We start from the raw sequence: 15,091 nt of genomic DNA on the forward strand, positions 1-15,091 counted from the left end.
AATTCGGGGAAGGTGGACTGGTAATCATGGCGCAGTGGACCTCGGCGGTGGGGGCCGCGCAGCTTTCGCGGCTGCTCAAGTCCCAGCAGGACCGTCCGGCCGGCCCCGGGTCGCGCCGGCCGCCGGCCTACCGGGCGCTCGCCGACGGTATCCGGCTGCTGGTGCTGGAAGGCCGCGTCCCCGTCGCCGCGCGCCTGCCCGCGGAACGTGAACTGGCCCTCTCCCTGTCCGTGAGCCGGACGACCGTCGCCGCCGCCTACGAGGCGCTGCGCGCCGAGGGGTTCCTGGAGTCCCGGCGCGGCGCGGGCAGCTGGACGGCCGTCCCGGCCGGCAACCCGGTTCCGGCGCGCGGCCTGGAGCCCCTGCCGCCCGAGGCCCTCGGCTCGATCATCGACCTGGGCTGCGCGGCGCTGCCCGCGCCCGAGCCCTGGCTCACCCGGGCGGTGCGGGGCGCGCTGGAGGAATTGCCGCCGTACGCCCACACGCACGGCGACTATCCCGCGGGCCTGCCCGCGCTGCGGTCGATGATCGCCGAGCGGTACACCGCGCGCGGGATCCCGACGATGCCCGAGCAGATCATGGTCACCACGGGCGCGATGGGCGCCATCGACGCCATCTGCCATCTGTTCGGCGGGCGCGGCGAGCGTATCGCCGTCGAGTCCCCCTCCTACGCCAACATCCTCCAGCTGATGCGTGAGGCGGGTGCGCGTCTGGTGCCCGTCGCGATGGCCGAGGGGCTCGCCGGGTGGGACATGGACCGCTGGCGCCAGGTCCTGCGCGAGGCCGCGCCGCGCATCGCGTATGTCGTCGCCGACTTCCACAACCCGACCGGCGCGCTCGCCGACGAGGACCAGCGGCGCCAACTCGTGGAGGCGGCTCGTTCCGCGGGGACCGTGCTGGTCGCCGACGAGACCATGAGCGAACTGTGGCTCGACGACGGTGTCGAGATGCCCCGGCCGGTGTGCGGCTTCGATCCCGCGGGGTCGACGGTGATCACGGTGGGGTCGGCGAGCAAGGCCTTCTGGGCCGGGATGCGCATCGGCTGGGTGCGCGCGGCCCCGGACGTGATCCGCAGCCTCGTCGCGGCCCGCGCCTACGCCGACCTGGGCACACCGGTACTGGAACAGCTGGCGGTGAACTGGCTGTTCAGCACCGGCGGCTGGGAGCAGGCCGTCGAGCTGCGCCGCCATCAGGCCCGGCAGAACCGGGACGACCTGGTCGCGGCGGTGCGCCGGGAGCTGCCGGAGTGGGAGTTCGCCGTGCCCGAGGGCGGGCTGACGCTGTGGGTGCGGGCCGGGGGTCTTTCCGGGTCACGGCTCGCCGAGGCGGGGGAGCGGGTGGGTCTGCGGGTGCCGTCCGGACCGCGGTTCGGCGTCGACGGCGCCTTCGAGGGGTATGTACGGCTGCCGTTCACCGTGGGAGGCGCGGTGGCGGAGGAGGCGGCCGCCCGGCTGGCGGCCGCGGCCCGGATCGTGGAGAGCGGGGGGACGATCGGCGCCGAGGGGCCGCGCACGTTCGTCGCCTAGAGGAATGCCCGGCGGGAGCGGTCACCCGCCCGCGCTGGACACCTGCTCCGCGCCCACGGCGTCGGCCGCCGAGGGCTCGGCACCCGTGGCCTTCGTGGCCCCGGCGGCCGTGTCCACGGGCTTGGTGAGCACGACCTCGGCCGGTACCGGCGGCAACGTCTCCGTGTCGGCCGGGGTGGAGCGCGGCGGCAGCAGGTCCAGCACCGCCTGCCGATGCGCGTCGCTCGTCGCGTCGTCGTACGGGTCCGGTGTCGCCGGTACCTGGAGCCGGTGCACCGGCCCCGAACCGAGCCGGGCGTATCCGCGTCCCGGCGGTGTGTGGTCGACGGGCGTGGTGTGCGGGGGTGCGCCGAGGACCGCCTCCAGCTGCTGCTTCGACGCCGGCCCGAGCGCGACCCGCGCGCGGGTGTGCTGCCGTACGGCGTCGCTCAGCGAGTCCAGGGCGTCGAACTGCTCGGCCACCACCACCGTGACCCCGACCGCGCGGCCGTGCCGGAGGGGGACCTGGAGGAGGGACTGCGGGTCCTTGCGGCCGTCCGTGTCGGCCAGGTGGGTGAAGGCGGTGGGGCGGTCCAGCAGGATCCACAGGGGGTGTCTGGTGTCGTCCGGCGGCGGGTCGCCCGCCTGCCGGGCGCGGTTGCCGGCGATGAGCCGGCGCTCCGTCTCGTGCACCGCCCACTCCAGGGCGGCCAGTGCCCCGGCCAGTCCGACCTCGACGCCCAGGACGCCTTCCCGGCCGGTGAGGCAGGCGTACTCGCCGGTGCTGCCGCCCTCGATCACCAGGACGTCGCCGTGCTGGAGGGCCTGCAGGGCGATGGAGCGCAGCAGGGTGGAGGTGCCGCTGCCGGGCTGGCCGACCGCCAGCAGGTGCGGCTCGGTGGAGCGGATGCCGGTGCGCCAGACGACCGGCGGTACGTCGCGCCGGTCCTCACCGTGGGCGAGGGGGAGCGTGCGCTGGACCCGGGAGGGGTCGGTGATGCCCAGGACCGTCTCGCCGGGGGCGGTGACGAAGCGTTGGGCCGCGAAGTCGGTGGGGAGGGGGCTGAGGACACTGAGGGTGAGTTCGTTGCCCTCCTCGTCCCAGACGAAGAGGTATTCGCGGCCACGGCCGGACTTCGCGGCGAGCAACTGCTCGATCCGTGCGCGGGGTGCGGCCTCTCCGTCCGGGAAGAACGCGGGGTAGCGGATCACGAGGAGGGTCACGCGGTCCGAGTCGTCGAACTCCAGCGTCGGGAAGACGGTCTCCCAGTCGCCGCCGTGGGCGTACAGGGGAGCGGGGTCGTCGGCCGTCGAGAAGTACGGGACCAGGGCCTCGTACAGCACCTGGAGTCGCTGGATCTGCGACTCGTCGGGGCCTTCGGGAACCGGTGGGGTGCGGTCCCTGCCCTGCCAGGCCGCTGCCGCCATCAGGGTGATGACGGCGAGCAGCGGGCCGTACGGCACCAGCACCACGACCAGGATCAACGAGGCCACCAGGAACAGCAGCGGTCCGCGCTTGTCCCTGGGGGTCTCGGCCCACCTGCGCCGCCCGGCCGAGGCCAGCCGGCGCAGTCCGCGGGTGATCGTGATCAGCGGATGGAGGACATCGGTGGCGCTGTCGGCCGCCGTCCGGGCCAGCTCCCGGCTCCGGGCGATCTGTGCGCTGCCTGTGCTCAGGATGCTGGGAAGGGGGCGCCGGGCCACTGCTGTCTCCTGTGAGGTGCGTACGGACGGGACGGGCGGCGTCAGAACTTGATGCCGCCGAGGAGGCTCGCCAGGCTCTCGCCGCCTGCCTTGATGCTCGGGGCGATGGCCGTGCTGGCCATGTAGAAGCCGAACAGGGCCGAGACCACGGCGTGCGACGCCTTGAGCCCGTCCTTGCGGAAGAAGAGGAAGACGATGATGCCGAGCAGGACTACGCCTGACATGGACAGGATCATTTGGGTTCTCCTGGTTCGCGGGGACAGTCACCATGAGTACTTCCAGGATCACAGGATGTATCCATACTATAAAAGGTGCAACTGGGTGAAAAACAGCTGATTTCCCCCAGCTGGCGGAAGGCCTGGTGGGCTGCCTGAGCAGGAGAGTTGCGTCGAACGGGTCTGCCCGTGATCTTTGCCGCCGACGGGACCGGCCATGTTTCCGACGAGCCAGTACGCTGGCGATTCACCTGAACGGTTGAGTGGAGAGGCGGACCGGCCGATGAGCGAAGGCCCCGACCCCGAGGTCGTGGAGCTGGCGACCAAGATCTTCGATCTGGCCCGCGGGGGTCGGACCGAGGAGCTCGTGGCGTACGTCGACGCGGGCGTTCCGGCCAACCTCACCAACGACCGCGGCGACTCCCTGGTGATGCTCGCCGCGTACCACGGCCACGCCGACGCGGTCCGGGCCCTGCTGGCCCGCGGCGCCGAGGCCGACCGGATCAACGACCGAGGCCAGACCCCGCTCGCCGGGGCGGCCTTCAAGGGCGAGACGGACGTCATCAAGGTCCTGCTGGAGGCCGGCGCCGATCCCTCCCAGGGGACCCCGTCGGCGGTCGACACCGCTCGCATGTTCGGCAGGGCGGAGCTGCTCGACCTGTTCGGCGTGCACTGAGCCGACGGTTACGAGCAGGTCAACGAGAGTTCCTGACCAGGTAAATCGACGACCACGGGGGAGGCGGTACAAGGCCGCCGGAAATTTCGGTCGCGGCAGGTAGAACAGCCGGGTCATCATGACGTCGTGATTCACGGACGCGATGGCTGGGCAGGTGTTGCCGCACCGCGCGGGCCGTGACGCGGTCCGCATGGGCCACCGACGAGAGGCAGAGGAAAATGGTCTACAGCAAGCAGGAAACGGCGGGCGCCCCGACGTGTTGTCACGCGGCCAGGTAATGCACGTCCCCGGTTGCGTCGACGCTTGATGTGAGGCTGTTTCCCATGTTCGATCCGGTCATAGCGCCCAGCGGTACGCTGCTCGGCCTGCTCCAGAGGGGGCGCGGCGACGGCACGTTGCACGCGCTCACCGCTCCGCGAGCCGAGGCGCTCGCGGCGCTGAACCACTGTGTGCTGCGGGACCCCCGCCACGACTGGCAGGTGGAGAACCGCTCCCTCTACTACGCCCGTCTCTACCTCGATCTGCACGGCGAGCTGGACGAGATCGAGGCCCACCTCTTCGATGTCGAGGACTCCTTCGACACCGAGGAATCCCGCACGGGCCTGGCCCTGGCCGTCCTCGGCCACCTCGCCTCCTACGGCAGGCGGGAGGCCCTGGCCCTGCTGCGCCGGTACGCGGTCTCAGGAGCCAACTGGGCCTGGGCCCTGGACGAACTCGCCCTGCGGGACGACGACGCCGGTCTGCGCGCCCTCGCGGCACCCGTGCTCGCACGGTTCGCCACCGATACCGAGGGCGAGGCCGAACTCGCCGCCGCCGTACGGGACGCCTTCGAACCACGGCCCTGGCGGCTGTGGGCCGAGGATCCCCGCGAGTACGTCTCCACGCGCGTGCGTGCCGCTCAGGAGGCCGGCTGTTTCGACCGCTGGCAACGTCAGATGAGTCCGAGCGGACCCCGCCCCGGCTGGAGCGTCCAGGCCGTCTTCGAATGGGCCCAGCAGGGTGTCGAACGCGGAGCCGCGCTCCATGTCCCCGCCGCCCGCTGCCTGTCCGCCGTGGCAGGGCCCGAGGACCGCGCCGAGATCGTGCAGGCGGCCAAGGACGGCACCGAGGGAGCCCGCTGCACGGCCCTGCGCTACCTCGCCGACTTCAACGACCCCGACGCCCTGCTCCTCATCGAACAGGCCGTGGCCACCGGCTCGACGCCCGTCGTCGAGGCCGCCGTCGACGCCTTCGAGCGCATGCGCAGCGTCGCCGCCGTCGACCGGGCCCGCGGCTGGGCCCACCGGCCCGACCCCCTGGGCACCGCGGCCGGCCGCATGCTCGCCTGCCGGGGCGGAACCCAGGACAGCGACCTCGTCCTCGGCGCGCTGCGCGAGGCCGTACGCGGCGAGGGCTGCGACGCGCCGAGCCTGTGGACCCTCGTCGACGGCGCCGGACGGCTCGGCATCGTCTGCGCGGCACCCGTCCTGCGCCATATCTACCGCGAGACGGCCTCGTCCCATCTGCGCGGGCGCTGCGCCCGCGCACTGGCCGCCACCGACCCGTCCTACGCCACCGGCTTCGCCGTCGAGTGCCTCTGGGACTGCGAGGAGGGCACCCGCGAGATCGCCGCCCGGCACGCCGAGACCGGTGACGCCCGGGTCGTGGAGCGCCTGCGCCGGCTCGCCGCCGATCCGGCCGAGGAGGCGGAGGTCCAGACGGCCGTGCGCAGCCGGATCGGACCGGACGCCGCGTCCGCGATGTGACTGTCGGGACAGGCCGCCGCCCGAGGGGAGCCTGGCGGCGGCCTGTCCCGGCAGATGAACACCCGATGGCCCGCCGGGCGGACCGGCATGGACGCCGTCCGACCTGCGCGGAACGTGTAGCGCGCCTACGTCCTGCGCAGCGCAACGCTCACGGGACGTTTGTCGTTCGGAAAGATCCACTTTGACGCGTCCACGTCCGGGGCGGCGACAACACGGGTATGCGTGTCGTCATCGTGACCGAATCCTTTCCCCCCGACGTGAACGGCGTGGCCCATTGCGCCTTCCAGACCGCCCGACACCTCGTCGATCGCGGTCACACCCCCGTCGTCGTCGCCCCGGCCACCGCCGCCGGGACCGGGCCGGACGCCGAAGCGCCCTGCCCCGTCGTCCGAGTCCCCTCCCTTCCGCTCCCCGGCTACCCCCAGGTCCGCGTCGCTCTCCCCAGCCGACGCGTCGCCGCCGCCATCGCCGAGCACCGGGCCGACATGGTCCACCTGGCCAGCCCGTTCATCCTCGGCGTACGGGGCATGTCGGCCGCCGCCCGGCTCGGTATCCCCGCAGTCGCCGTCTACCAGACCGACCTGGGCGGCTACGCCCGCACCTACATGGGCGCCGGCGAGGCAGCCGCCTGGCGCCGGATACGGTCCGTCCACGCCGCCGCCGACCTCACCCTCGCCCCCTCCAGCGCGGCCCTGCACGACCTGGACACGCACGGTGTCCCCCGGGTGAAGCTGTGGCCGCGGGGCGTGGACACCCTGCGCTTCCGTCCCGACCGCCGCGACGAGACACTGCGGCGCGCGCTCGCCCCGAACGGCGAGCTGATCGTCGGCTACGTCGGACGGCTCGCCCCCGAGAAGCACGTCGAGCTGCTGTCCGGCGTCTGCGGGCTGCCGGGGGTGCGGGTCGTGGTGGTGGGCGACGGACCGAGCAGGCCCGGCCTGGAGGAGACCCTGCCGGGCGCGGTCTTCCTGGGCAACCGCACCGGCGACGAACTCGCCCGGATCTTCGCCTCGCTGGACGTGTTCGTGCACACCGGCCCCTTCGAGACCTTCTGCCAGACCGTGCAGGAGGCCATGGCCAGCGGTGTGCCGGTGGTCGCGCCCGCCGCGGGCGGCCCGCTGGACCTGGTCGCCCAAGGGCGTACCGGCCTGCTCGTCCCGCCCCGGGACGCCGCCGTCGTGCAGGACGCGGTGGCGGCGCTGGCGGCCGACCCCGCGCGGCGGGCCGCCTACGGCGCCGCCGGGCGGGCCACGGTGGAGGGACGCACCTGGGCCGCCGTCGGCGACCGGCTCATCGGCCACTACGAGGACGTGCTCGCCGCGCGTCGACCGGCGGTGGCGGCATGAGCGGCCCCGACGGCGGCAACGGCCCCGCCCGCCCCACCTGCACGAGTGCCGGGCCGCTGCGGATCGTGCGGCTCGCCAACTTCGTCGCCCCCGCCTCGGGCGGCCTGCGCACGGCCCTGCGCGAACTCGGCAAGGGCTATCGCGCGGCCGGCCACGACCCGGTCCTGATCGTGCCCGGCGAGCGGGAGAGCGACCGTCGGACCGAGCAGGGGCGGGTGATCACCCTGCCGGGGCCGCTGCTGCCCGGCACCGGCGGCTACCGCGTCCTCACCGACAAACGGCGGGTCGCCCGCCTGCTGGAGGAACTCGCCCCCGACCGTCTGGAGGTCTCCGACCGTACGACACTGCGCTGGACCGGCAGGTGGGCGCGGCGGGCCCGGGTCCCCGCCGTGATGGTCTCCCACGAGACCGCCGACGGCGTCCTGCGCACCTGGGGCGTGCCGGAGGGTGCGGCCCGGCGCGCCGCCGACGTGCTCAACCTCCGCACGGCGCACACGTACGCGCGCGTGGTGTGCACCACCGAGTTCGCCGAGCGGGAGTTCGTGCGGATCGGGGCGCGGAACGTCGTGCGGGCGCCGCTGGGCGTCGACCTCGTCGAACGGCACCCCGCCCTGTACGACGCCGGGCTGCGGGCCCGTCACGCGCGCGAGGACCAGACCTTGCTGGTGATGTGTACCCGTCTGTCCGTGGAGAAGCGGCCCGGCACGGCGCTGGACGCCCTGGAGGCGTTGCTGCGGCGCGGTGCGCGGGCGGTCCTGGTCGTCGCGGGCGACGGGCCGCTGCGGCCGCGGCTGGAGCAGCGGGCCCGCGAGCGCGGGCTGCCCGTGACGTTCCTGGGGCATGTCTCCGACCGCGGTGCGCTCGGTGCCCTGCAGGCCTCGGCCGACGTGTGTCTGGCCCCTGGGCCTGCGGAGACGTTCGGGCTCGCCGCCCTGGAGGCCATGGCGTGCGGGACCCCCGTCGTCGCGAGCGCCTCCTCGGCGCTCCCCGAGGTGATCGGCGCCGCGGGGACCACGGCGGCCGACCGGGGGGAGGCGTTCGCGGACGCCGTGGAGAGCCTCCTGGAGCGCCCCTTCGCGGCCCGCCGGGAGGCCGCACGCGCGCGTGCGGAGTGCTTCGGCTGGGGTACGGCGGTCGACGCCTTCCTCACGGCGCACGACGCGACGGTGTCGGTCCCGGCCCCGGTGACCGCACCTGTCCGTCCCTTCGCGCCCGGAGGCCTCGGATGAGACACGTCCGCTTCGTCGCCCTCGGGGACTCGCTCACCGAGGGCGTGGGGGACCCCGTGGGCGAGCGGTGGCGCGGCTGGGCCGCACTGCTCGCCCAGAGCCTGATCGGCGAGAACGGGGGCGCCACGCGGGCGGTCGGGCCCGCGGGGCCTGCGGGGCGCGCGGGGCGCGCGGGGTTCGAGGGGCTCCCAAGGGTCGAGGGGCTCGCGGGAACCAAGAGATTCGCGGGGACCGCGGAGATCCAGGCGTTTGCGGGGACCGAGACGCTTGCGCGAACCGAGGGGCTTGGAGGGACTGACGGGCTCGCGGGGGTCGAGGCGCTCGCGGGGGCCGAGGCGTGCGCAGGGGGCGACGCGGCCGTGGCGCCTGGGGAGCACGTTGAGTTCATCAATCTCGCGGTCAGCGGCGCGCAGACGCGGGACGTGCTGGACCGGCAGCTCCCGGCCGGGCTGGAACTGCGGCCCGACGTCGTCTCCGTGGTCGTCGGCGTCAACGACACTCTGCGCTGCACCTTCGACATCCACGCCGTGGCCGCCCGGCTCGACACGGTCTACGGCGCCTTCGCCGAGCAGGGCGCGGTCCTGCTCACCGCGTGCCTGCCCGACCCGGGCGGCACCCTCGGGCTGCCCGGGGCTCTCGCCCGGCCACTGGCCCGGCGGCAGCGCGCGGTCAACGCCGTCGTCCACGCGCTCTCCGAACGGTACGGCGCCGTCCACCTGCACGCCGCGGAGGGCGCCTGGCTGACGGACCGGGCCATGTGGAGCGCGGACCGGCTCCACCCCGGGGAGCGCGGGCACCGGCAACTGGCCGTGCGCTTCCACGCGGTGCTCGCCGAGGCGGGCCTCGCGACCGGGTCCCCGCCCTCGCCCGAGCCCGAGTTCCCGGCGCCGACGACCTCGGCGAGCCTGTGGTGGCTGGCGACCGCGGGCACCGGCTGGGTGGCCCGGCGCTGCACCGACCTGCTCCCGCAACTGCTCACGCTGGCCGCCGACGAGCTGCGGCACCGCGCGCGGGGGACGAGCGCCCGTCTCGATCTGCGGGCCTCCGCGGCGGTGTCCGCGGCGCTCGCCGCGCTCTCCGTGGCGGAACGGCAGCCGGACGCCGCCTGAAGTCCGGAGCGGCCGACGTCGTCGGCGTCACCTTCGGCGTACGGCCACGAAGCGGACCGGCGTTCCCGGCACGGCCTGGGCCGCCGCCGCGAGATCGCCCGCGCGGACGACCCCGATCACCGGGTAGCCCCCGGTGGTCGGGTGATCGGCCAGGAAGACCACCGGCCGGCCGGCGGGCGGAACCTGTACGGCGCCCAGGACCATGCCCTCGCTCGCCAGTTCACCGCTGCGCGCACGCTCCAGGGCGGGCCCCTCGGTGCGCAGCCCGATGCGATTGCTCGCGGAGGACACGAGGAACGTCCGCGAGGTGAAGGCGCGGAGCGCGTCCGGCGTGAACCAGTCGTCCCGTGGACCGAGCGTCACCCGGAGGACCAGTTCGGCCGGGGGCGCAGGCTGCGGGGCGACGTCCACGCGCGCGTGCGGGACGAGTTCGCGCCCCAGCGGAAGGACGGTGCCGTCCGTGAGCGGCGGGGGCCCGAGACCCGAGAGCAGGTCCGTGGACCGGCTGCCGAGGACCGGCTCGACGATGATGCCGCCGGCCAGGGCCACGTAGGTGCGTACCCCCCAGACGGCCGGTCCGATCTCCAGGAGGGTCCCGGCGCGTACCCGTACGGGGGCGCCCCAGGCGACCGGCCGGCCGTCCACCGTGACCCGGCAGGGCGCGCCGCCGACCGCGACGGTCATGTCGGAACGCGGCCTGAGGGCGCAGCCGTTGAGCGTCGTCTCCAGGACGGCCGCATCGGGCGGGTTGCCCACCAGCCGGTTGACGAGGGCCGCCGCGGGCGCGTCGAGAGCGCCGGAACGGGGCACGCCGAGATGCGCGTGCCCCGGGCGGCCCCGGTCCTGCACCGTGGTGAGGGCCCCGGCGCGGACGACGGAGACTGCGCGGTCGCTCATGAGGTGCCCACAGATCCCACAGATCCCGCCGGTCCCGCCGGTCCCACAGGTCCCACAGGTCCCGCCGGTCCCATCGGTCCCACCGGGACGAAGCGCACGCGCGTGCCCGGCGACAGCAGCGCGGCCGGCACGCGCGCGTGGTCCCAGAGCACCGCGTCCGTGCTGCCGATCAGCTGCCAGCCGCCCGGCGACGCACGCGGGTACACACCCGTGTACGGCCCGGCCAGTGCCACCGAACCGGCCGGCACGGCGGTGCGCGGGGTGGCCCGGCGTGGCACGTCGTAGCGCGGAGGCAGGCCGGTCAGGTAGCCGAAGCCGGGCGCGAACCCGCAGAAGGCGACCCGGAACTCGGTGCCCGCGTGGATGCGGGCCACCTCCTCCTCGGGGACGCCCCAGTGGGCGGCGACCTCGGCCAGGTCCGGGCCGTCGTACCGGATCGGGATCTCCACGGCCGCCTGCTCACGCGGGGGAGCGGGCGGTACGTCGGACGCGGCCAGCTCGGACGCCAGCCGGCCGGGATCGGTCAGACCGTCCAGGAGGACGGTGCGGGCCGCCGGGACAATCTCGCGGGCACTGAGCAGGCCCGCCGCGCGGCGACGCAGCAGTTCCGCATGCAGGGCCTCGGCCTCCGCGCCCGACGCCAGCTCGACGAGCAGGGCGTCGTCGCCGACGGGCAGGACACGCACGCTCATGCGAAGGCCTCCACCCGTACGCCCGACTCCTCCAGCCCACGCCGGACCCGGCGGGCCAGTTCCACCGCACCGGGCGTGTCGCCGTGCAGGCACAGCGAACGCGCGTGCACCTCGATGGACGACCCCGCCTGGGAGATGACCTGCCCGAGGCGGGCCAAGCGCACCGACCGTTCCACGACGGCGTCCGGGTCGGTGACCACGGCCCCGGCCCGCCCACGGGGCACGAGCGTGCCCTCCTCGGTGTACGCGCGGTCCGCGAAGGCCTCCGGGACGGCGGGGAGCCCCGCCCCCCGGGCCCGCTCCAGCAGGCGTGAGCCGGGCAGCCCGAGCACCGGCAGCGCGGCGCCGACGAGGAGCACCCCGTCGACCACCGCGCCGGCCTGCTCCTCGTCGTGCACGACCCGGTTGTAGAGCGCGCCGTGCGGCTTCACGTACGCCACGCGCGCGCCCGCCGCCCGGGCGAACACCTCCAGGGCGCCGATCTGGTACGCCACCTCGGCGGCCAGTTCGGCGGGCGGCACGTCCATGGCGCGCCGCCCGAACCCGGCCAGGTCCCGGTAGGAGACCTGCGCGCCGATCGTCACACCCCGCTCGGCCGCCAGGTCGCACACCCGGCGCATGGTGACCGGGTCCCCCGCGTGGAAGCCACAGGCCACGTTGGCGCTGCTGACGACGGACAGCAGCCGCTCGTCGTCGGTCAGCTCCCAGCGGCCGAAGCCCTCGCCGAGGTCGGCGTTCAGATCGATCGCGGTCGTCGCGGTCATGGTTCCTTCGTATCTCGTTCTCACGCCACGCGGTACTGCTCGTCGCGGGCGTCGGTGAGGAACATCTGTCCCGGGGCGTGGGTGAGGGCGAACGGAGGGCGCGAGGCCATCACCGCGGCCTGCGGGGTCACGCCGCAGGCCCAGAACACCGGGATGTCGTCCGGCGCGGCTTCCACCGGGTCGCCGAAGTCGGGCCGGCCGAGGTCGTCGATGCCCAGTCCCGACGGATCGCCGCAGTGTACGGGGCCGCCGTGCACCGCCGGGAGCAGGCTGCTCTCCCGGATGGCCGCCGCGAGGTGCTGCGGCGGCACCGGACGCATGGAGACCACCATGGGGCCGTGCAGCCGCCCCGCGGGCCGGCACCGGCGGCTCGTCACGTACATCGGGACGTTGCGCCCCTGCTCGACGTGCCGGATCGGGACGCCCGCCCCGGACAGCGCCCACTCGAAGGTGAAGCTGCACCCGATCAGGAACGACACCAGGTCGTCGCGCCAGTACGCGCGCACGTCCGTCGGCTCGTCCACCAGTTCCCCGTCCGCCCAGACCCGGTAGCGCGGCAGATCGGTGCGCAGGTCGGCGCCCTCGGCGAGGACGGTCGTCCAAGAGCCGGCGTCCGTGACGTCGAGGACGGGACAGGGCTTGGGGTTGCGCTGGCAGAACAGGAGCATGTCGTACGCCCAGTCCGCGGGCACCGAGATCAGGTTGACCTGGGTGTGGCCGCCCGCGACCCCGGCCGTGGGGCCCGCCAGGCCCGCCCGGAAGCGGGCCCGGGCGGTGGCGGGGCTCCACGCGTGCGCGTGCTCGTCGAGGAGGGTGACGGGACGGTCGTCGACGAGGGGCGGACGGCTGTCCTGCGTGAGGATCGGACGGTTCACTCCAGTTCCTTCCCGCGGGTCTCCGGCAGCCCCAGCAGCGCCAGGGCGGCGATGGCGTAGCCGATCGCGCCGAACACCAGCGCGCCGCCCACACCCCAGCTGTCGGCGAGGAAGCCGACCGTGGTGGGGAAGACGGCGCCCACGGCGCGGCCGGTGTTGTAGGTGAAGCCCTGTCCGGTGCCGCGCAGGGCCGTTGGGTACAGCTCGCTCAGGTAGGAGCCGAAGCCGCTGAAGATCGCGGACATGCAGAACCCGAGGGGGAAACCGAGCACGAGGAGCAGGGTGTCCGCGCCGCTCGGGATGTTCGCGTACGCCAGGATGCACACCGCGGACAGCAGGGCGAACAGCCAGATGTTGCGCCGCCGGCCCAGCCGGTCGGTGAGATAGCCGCCCGTGAGGTAGCCGAGGAAGGCCCCCGAGATCAGGAAGGTCAGATAGCCGCCGGTGCCGACCACCGACAGGCCCCGCTCCGATTTCAGGTACGTCGGCACCCAGGTCGCCAGGGTGTAGTAGCCGCCCTGCACACCGGTGGAGAGCAGGCCGGCGAAGAGCGTGGTCCGCAGCAGCGGCCCTTTGAAGATCGCCGGGAACGAGCCCTTCTCGGCGCTCTGCTCGCGGGCGGCCGTGGCCTCCGGAGCGTCCTGCACCCGGCGCCGCATCCACACCACGAGCAGCGCGGGCAGGGCGCCGGTCCAGAACATCACGCGCCAGGCGACGTCGTCGCCGAAGAACGAGAAGACCAGCGTGTACGCCACTACCGCGAGGCCCCAGCCGACGGCCCACGAACTCTGGATCGCGCCGAGGGTGCGACCCCGGTGCTTCGCGCTCGCGTACTCGGCGACCAGGATCGCGCCGACCGCCCACTCGCCGCCGAAACCGAGGCCCTGGAGGGACCGGAAGACCAGCAGCGTCTCGTAGCTGGACGCGAAGCCGCAGGCGACGGTGAAGACCGCGTACGTGATCACCGTGATCATCAGGGCCCTGACCCGGCCGATCCGGTCGGCCAGCACCCCCGCGACGGCGCCGCCGATCGCCGAGGCGACCAGGGTGACGGTGGTGAACAGGCCGGTCTGGCCGCTGTCCAGGCCGAAGTAGGCCGCCAGCGCGACCATGCTCAGCGGCAGCGTGAAGTAGTCGTAGGAGTCGAGGGCGTAGCCGCCGAACGCGCCGGCGAAGGCGCGGCGGCCGCGCGGACCGAGGGCCCGCAGCCAGGCCAGAGCGCCGTCGTCGGGAGCGGTGCCGGAGGCGGGGGCGGGGGCGGAGGCGGCGGGGCGGGGGTCGGTGGCCGGGGTCCGTGATGGAGGGGGCGTGCTCATGGGGCACCTCGCTGAGGGAGGACGGAGGGTGCGGGAACTGAGCTGTGCCGTGCGGAGGCGGTCGCCGCGGCGGGGACGGGCGGTGCCATGAAAGGAAGGTAGAGGATCGTTGAACGATCCTTCAATACCCATGTTGTTTCGTTCTCGTGTCTGCGGTTGAATTCCGGGCATGGCAGAGCAGCTGGCGGGACTGGCCGACGACCGCGCCCTCCTGGGCCGCACGAGCACGGCCGAACGGGTTTCGGACATCCTCAGAAGCCGCATCGCCGAGGGCTATTTCCCGCCCGGGACGCGACTGTCGGAGGACAGCATCGGCGGGGCGCTCGGCGTCTCCCGCAACACGCTGCGCGAGGCGTTCCGGCTGCTCACCCACGAGCGCCTGCTCGTCCACGAGCTGAACCGGGGCGTGTTCGTCCGGGTCCTGACCGTCGAGGACGTCGAGGACATCTACCGCACGCGCGCGCTCGTCGAGTGCGCCGTCGTACGCGGGCTCGGGGAGTCGCCGTACACACTGGACGGCCTCCGGGCGAGCGTCACCGAAGGACAGGTCGCGGCCGTCGAGAGTGACTGGAAAGGACTGGGTACCGCCAACTTCCACTTCCACCGCGAACTGGTGGCCCTGGCCGGAAGCGTGCGCACCGACGAGCTGATGCGCAGCGTCTTCGCCGAGCTGCGCCTCGCCTTCCACCTCGTCGACGAGCCGCGCCGGCTGCACGAGCCCTACCTCCAGCGCAACCGCCAGATCCTCCAGGCCCTGGAGGCGCAGGACGCGGAGGAGGCCGAGCGGCTGCTGGGCGTCTACCTGGCCGACTCGCTGGAACGCGTGCTCGAGGCCTACCGGCGAAGGGTCGAGGGCGACAGCGCCCCCTAGCGACGCGGGTCTGTATCGATGTGCGGCTCCGCCGCGTGGGCTCGGCCGGCCCCACCGGCCCGCAGCCGGAGAACGACCCGTAGTCGTGCGGCCATGCCGCCGGAGGCGATCCGCGCCGTTTGGGTCGATGTCAGACCGAGGACCTAG

General features: G+C 74.0%; 14 protein-coding genes. 7 read left to right on the forward strand and 7 right to left on the reverse strand.

Features of this window, described 5'->3' with window-relative positions; translation table 11 throughout:
- Positions 1-26: 26 nt before the first annotated feature.
- Entirely contained in the window at positions 27-1,526 is a 1,500-nt protein-coding gene (locus OG933_RS35790) for a PLP-dependent aminotransferase family protein (protein ID WP_020128925.1), read from the forward strand.
- A 21-nt stretch (positions 1,527-1,547) separates the two neighbouring features.
- Here the strand turns inward: OG933_RS35790 and OG933_RS35795 are convergent, their stop codons facing one another.
- Together OG933_RS35795 and OG933_RS35800 are read right to left on the reverse strand one after the other, a co-directional pair.
- Positions 1,548-3,209, reverse strand: a complete 1,662-nt coding sequence (locus OG933_RS35795; protein ID WP_405631009.1) for a hypothetical protein — start codon at positions 3,207-3,209, stop codon at positions 1,548-1,550.
- 41 nt (positions 3,210-3,250) lie between these two features.
- Positions 3,251-3,445, reverse strand: a complete 195-nt coding sequence (locus OG933_RS35800) for a hypothetical protein (protein WP_020128927.1) — start codon at positions 3,443-3,445, stop codon at positions 3,251-3,253.
- Between the two features lie 262 nt (positions 3,446-3,707).
- On the opposite strand from OG933_RS35800, the gene OG933_RS35805 reads away from it, so the two are divergent.
- The 5 genes from OG933_RS35805 (at position 3,708) to OG933_RS35825 (ending at position 9,529) form a co-directional block, all read left to right on the forward strand.
- A complete protein-coding gene (locus OG933_RS35805) occupies positions 3,708-4,100 on the forward strand; it encodes an ankyrin repeat domain-containing protein (RefSeq protein ID WP_054239571.1) in 393 nt (130 codons plus the stop codon).
- 323 nt (positions 4,101-4,423) lie between these two features.
- Complete coding sequence (locus OG933_RS35810) at positions 4,424-5,845, forward strand: HEAT repeat domain-containing protein (protein WP_267020947.1); 1,422 nt, start codon at positions 4,424-4,426, stop codon at positions 5,843-5,845.
- Between the two features lie 218 nt (positions 5,846-6,063).
- Positions 6,064-7,191, forward strand: a complete 1,128-nt coding sequence (locus tag OG933_RS35815; RefSeq protein WP_405631012.1) for a glycosyltransferase family 4 protein — start codon at positions 6,064-6,066, stop codon at positions 7,189-7,191.
- Positions 7,188-8,420: a glycosyltransferase gene (locus OG933_RS35820; protein ID WP_405631015.1), complete on the forward strand. Its 1,233-nt coding sequence runs from the start codon at positions 7,188-7,190 to the stop codon at positions 8,418-8,420. Before OG933_RS35815 ends, OG933_RS35820 begins: the two co-directional genes overlap by 4 nt.
- A complete protein-coding gene (locus OG933_RS35825) occupies positions 8,417-9,529 on the forward strand; it encodes a GDSL-type esterase/lipase family protein (protein WP_405631016.1) in 1,113 nt (370 codons plus the stop codon). Before OG933_RS35820 ends, OG933_RS35825 begins: the two co-directional genes overlap by 4 nt.
- A gap of 27 nt (positions 9,530-9,556) precedes the next feature.
- Here the strand turns inward: OG933_RS35825 and OG933_RS35830 are convergent, their stop codons facing one another.
- Genes OG933_RS35830 through OG933_RS35850 form a run of 5 tightly spaced genes read right to left on the reverse strand, consistent with a single transcriptional unit; the run spans position 9,557 to position 14,073 of the window.
- Positions 9,557-10,426, reverse strand: a complete 870-nt coding sequence (locus OG933_RS35830) for a biotin-dependent carboxyltransferase family protein (protein ID WP_405631018.1) — start codon at positions 10,424-10,426, stop codon at positions 9,557-9,559.
- Positions 10,423-11,112 carry a carboxyltransferase domain-containing protein gene (locus OG933_RS35835; protein WP_405633604.1) on the reverse strand — a complete coding sequence of 230 codons (690 nt, stop codon included), beginning with the start codon at positions 11,110-11,112 and terminating at the stop codon, positions 10,423-10,425. The genes OG933_RS35830 and OG933_RS35835 overlap by 4 nt, the downstream gene beginning before the upstream one ends.
- 2 nt (positions 11,113-11,114) lie before the next feature.
- Complete coding sequence (locus tag OG933_RS35840) at positions 11,115-11,882, reverse strand: 5-oxoprolinase subunit PxpA (RefSeq protein ID WP_362529722.1); 768 nt, start codon at positions 11,880-11,882, stop codon at positions 11,115-11,117.
- Positions 11,883-11,902: 20 nt separating this feature from the next.
- Entirely contained in the window at positions 11,903-12,745 is an 843-nt protein-coding gene (locus OG933_RS35845; RefSeq protein ID WP_054239622.1) for a putative hydro-lyase, read from the reverse strand.
- 8 nt (positions 12,746-12,753) lie between these two features.
- Complete coding sequence (locus OG933_RS35850; protein WP_405631019.1) at positions 12,754-14,073, reverse strand: MFS transporter; 1,320 nt, start codon at positions 14,071-14,073, stop codon at positions 12,754-12,756.
- Positions 14,074-14,242: 169 nt separating this feature from the next.
- Here OG933_RS35850 and OG933_RS35855 point away from each other — a divergent pair, with 169 nt between their 5' ends.
- Positions 14,243-14,944 (forward strand): GntR family transcriptional regulator, encoded by a 702-nt coding sequence (locus OG933_RS35855; protein ID WP_362275384.1) that lies wholly within the window; start codon positions 14,243-14,245, stop codon positions 14,942-14,944.
- The last annotated feature ends 147 nt before the right edge of the window (positions 14,945-15,091 follow it).

The sequence above is a fragment of the Streptomyces sp. NBC_00016 genome (genome assembly GCF_045040885.1).
GTDB classification, from domain to species: domain Bacteria; phylum Actinomycetota; class Actinomycetes; order Streptomycetales; family Streptomycetaceae; genus Streptomyces; species Streptomyces coriariae.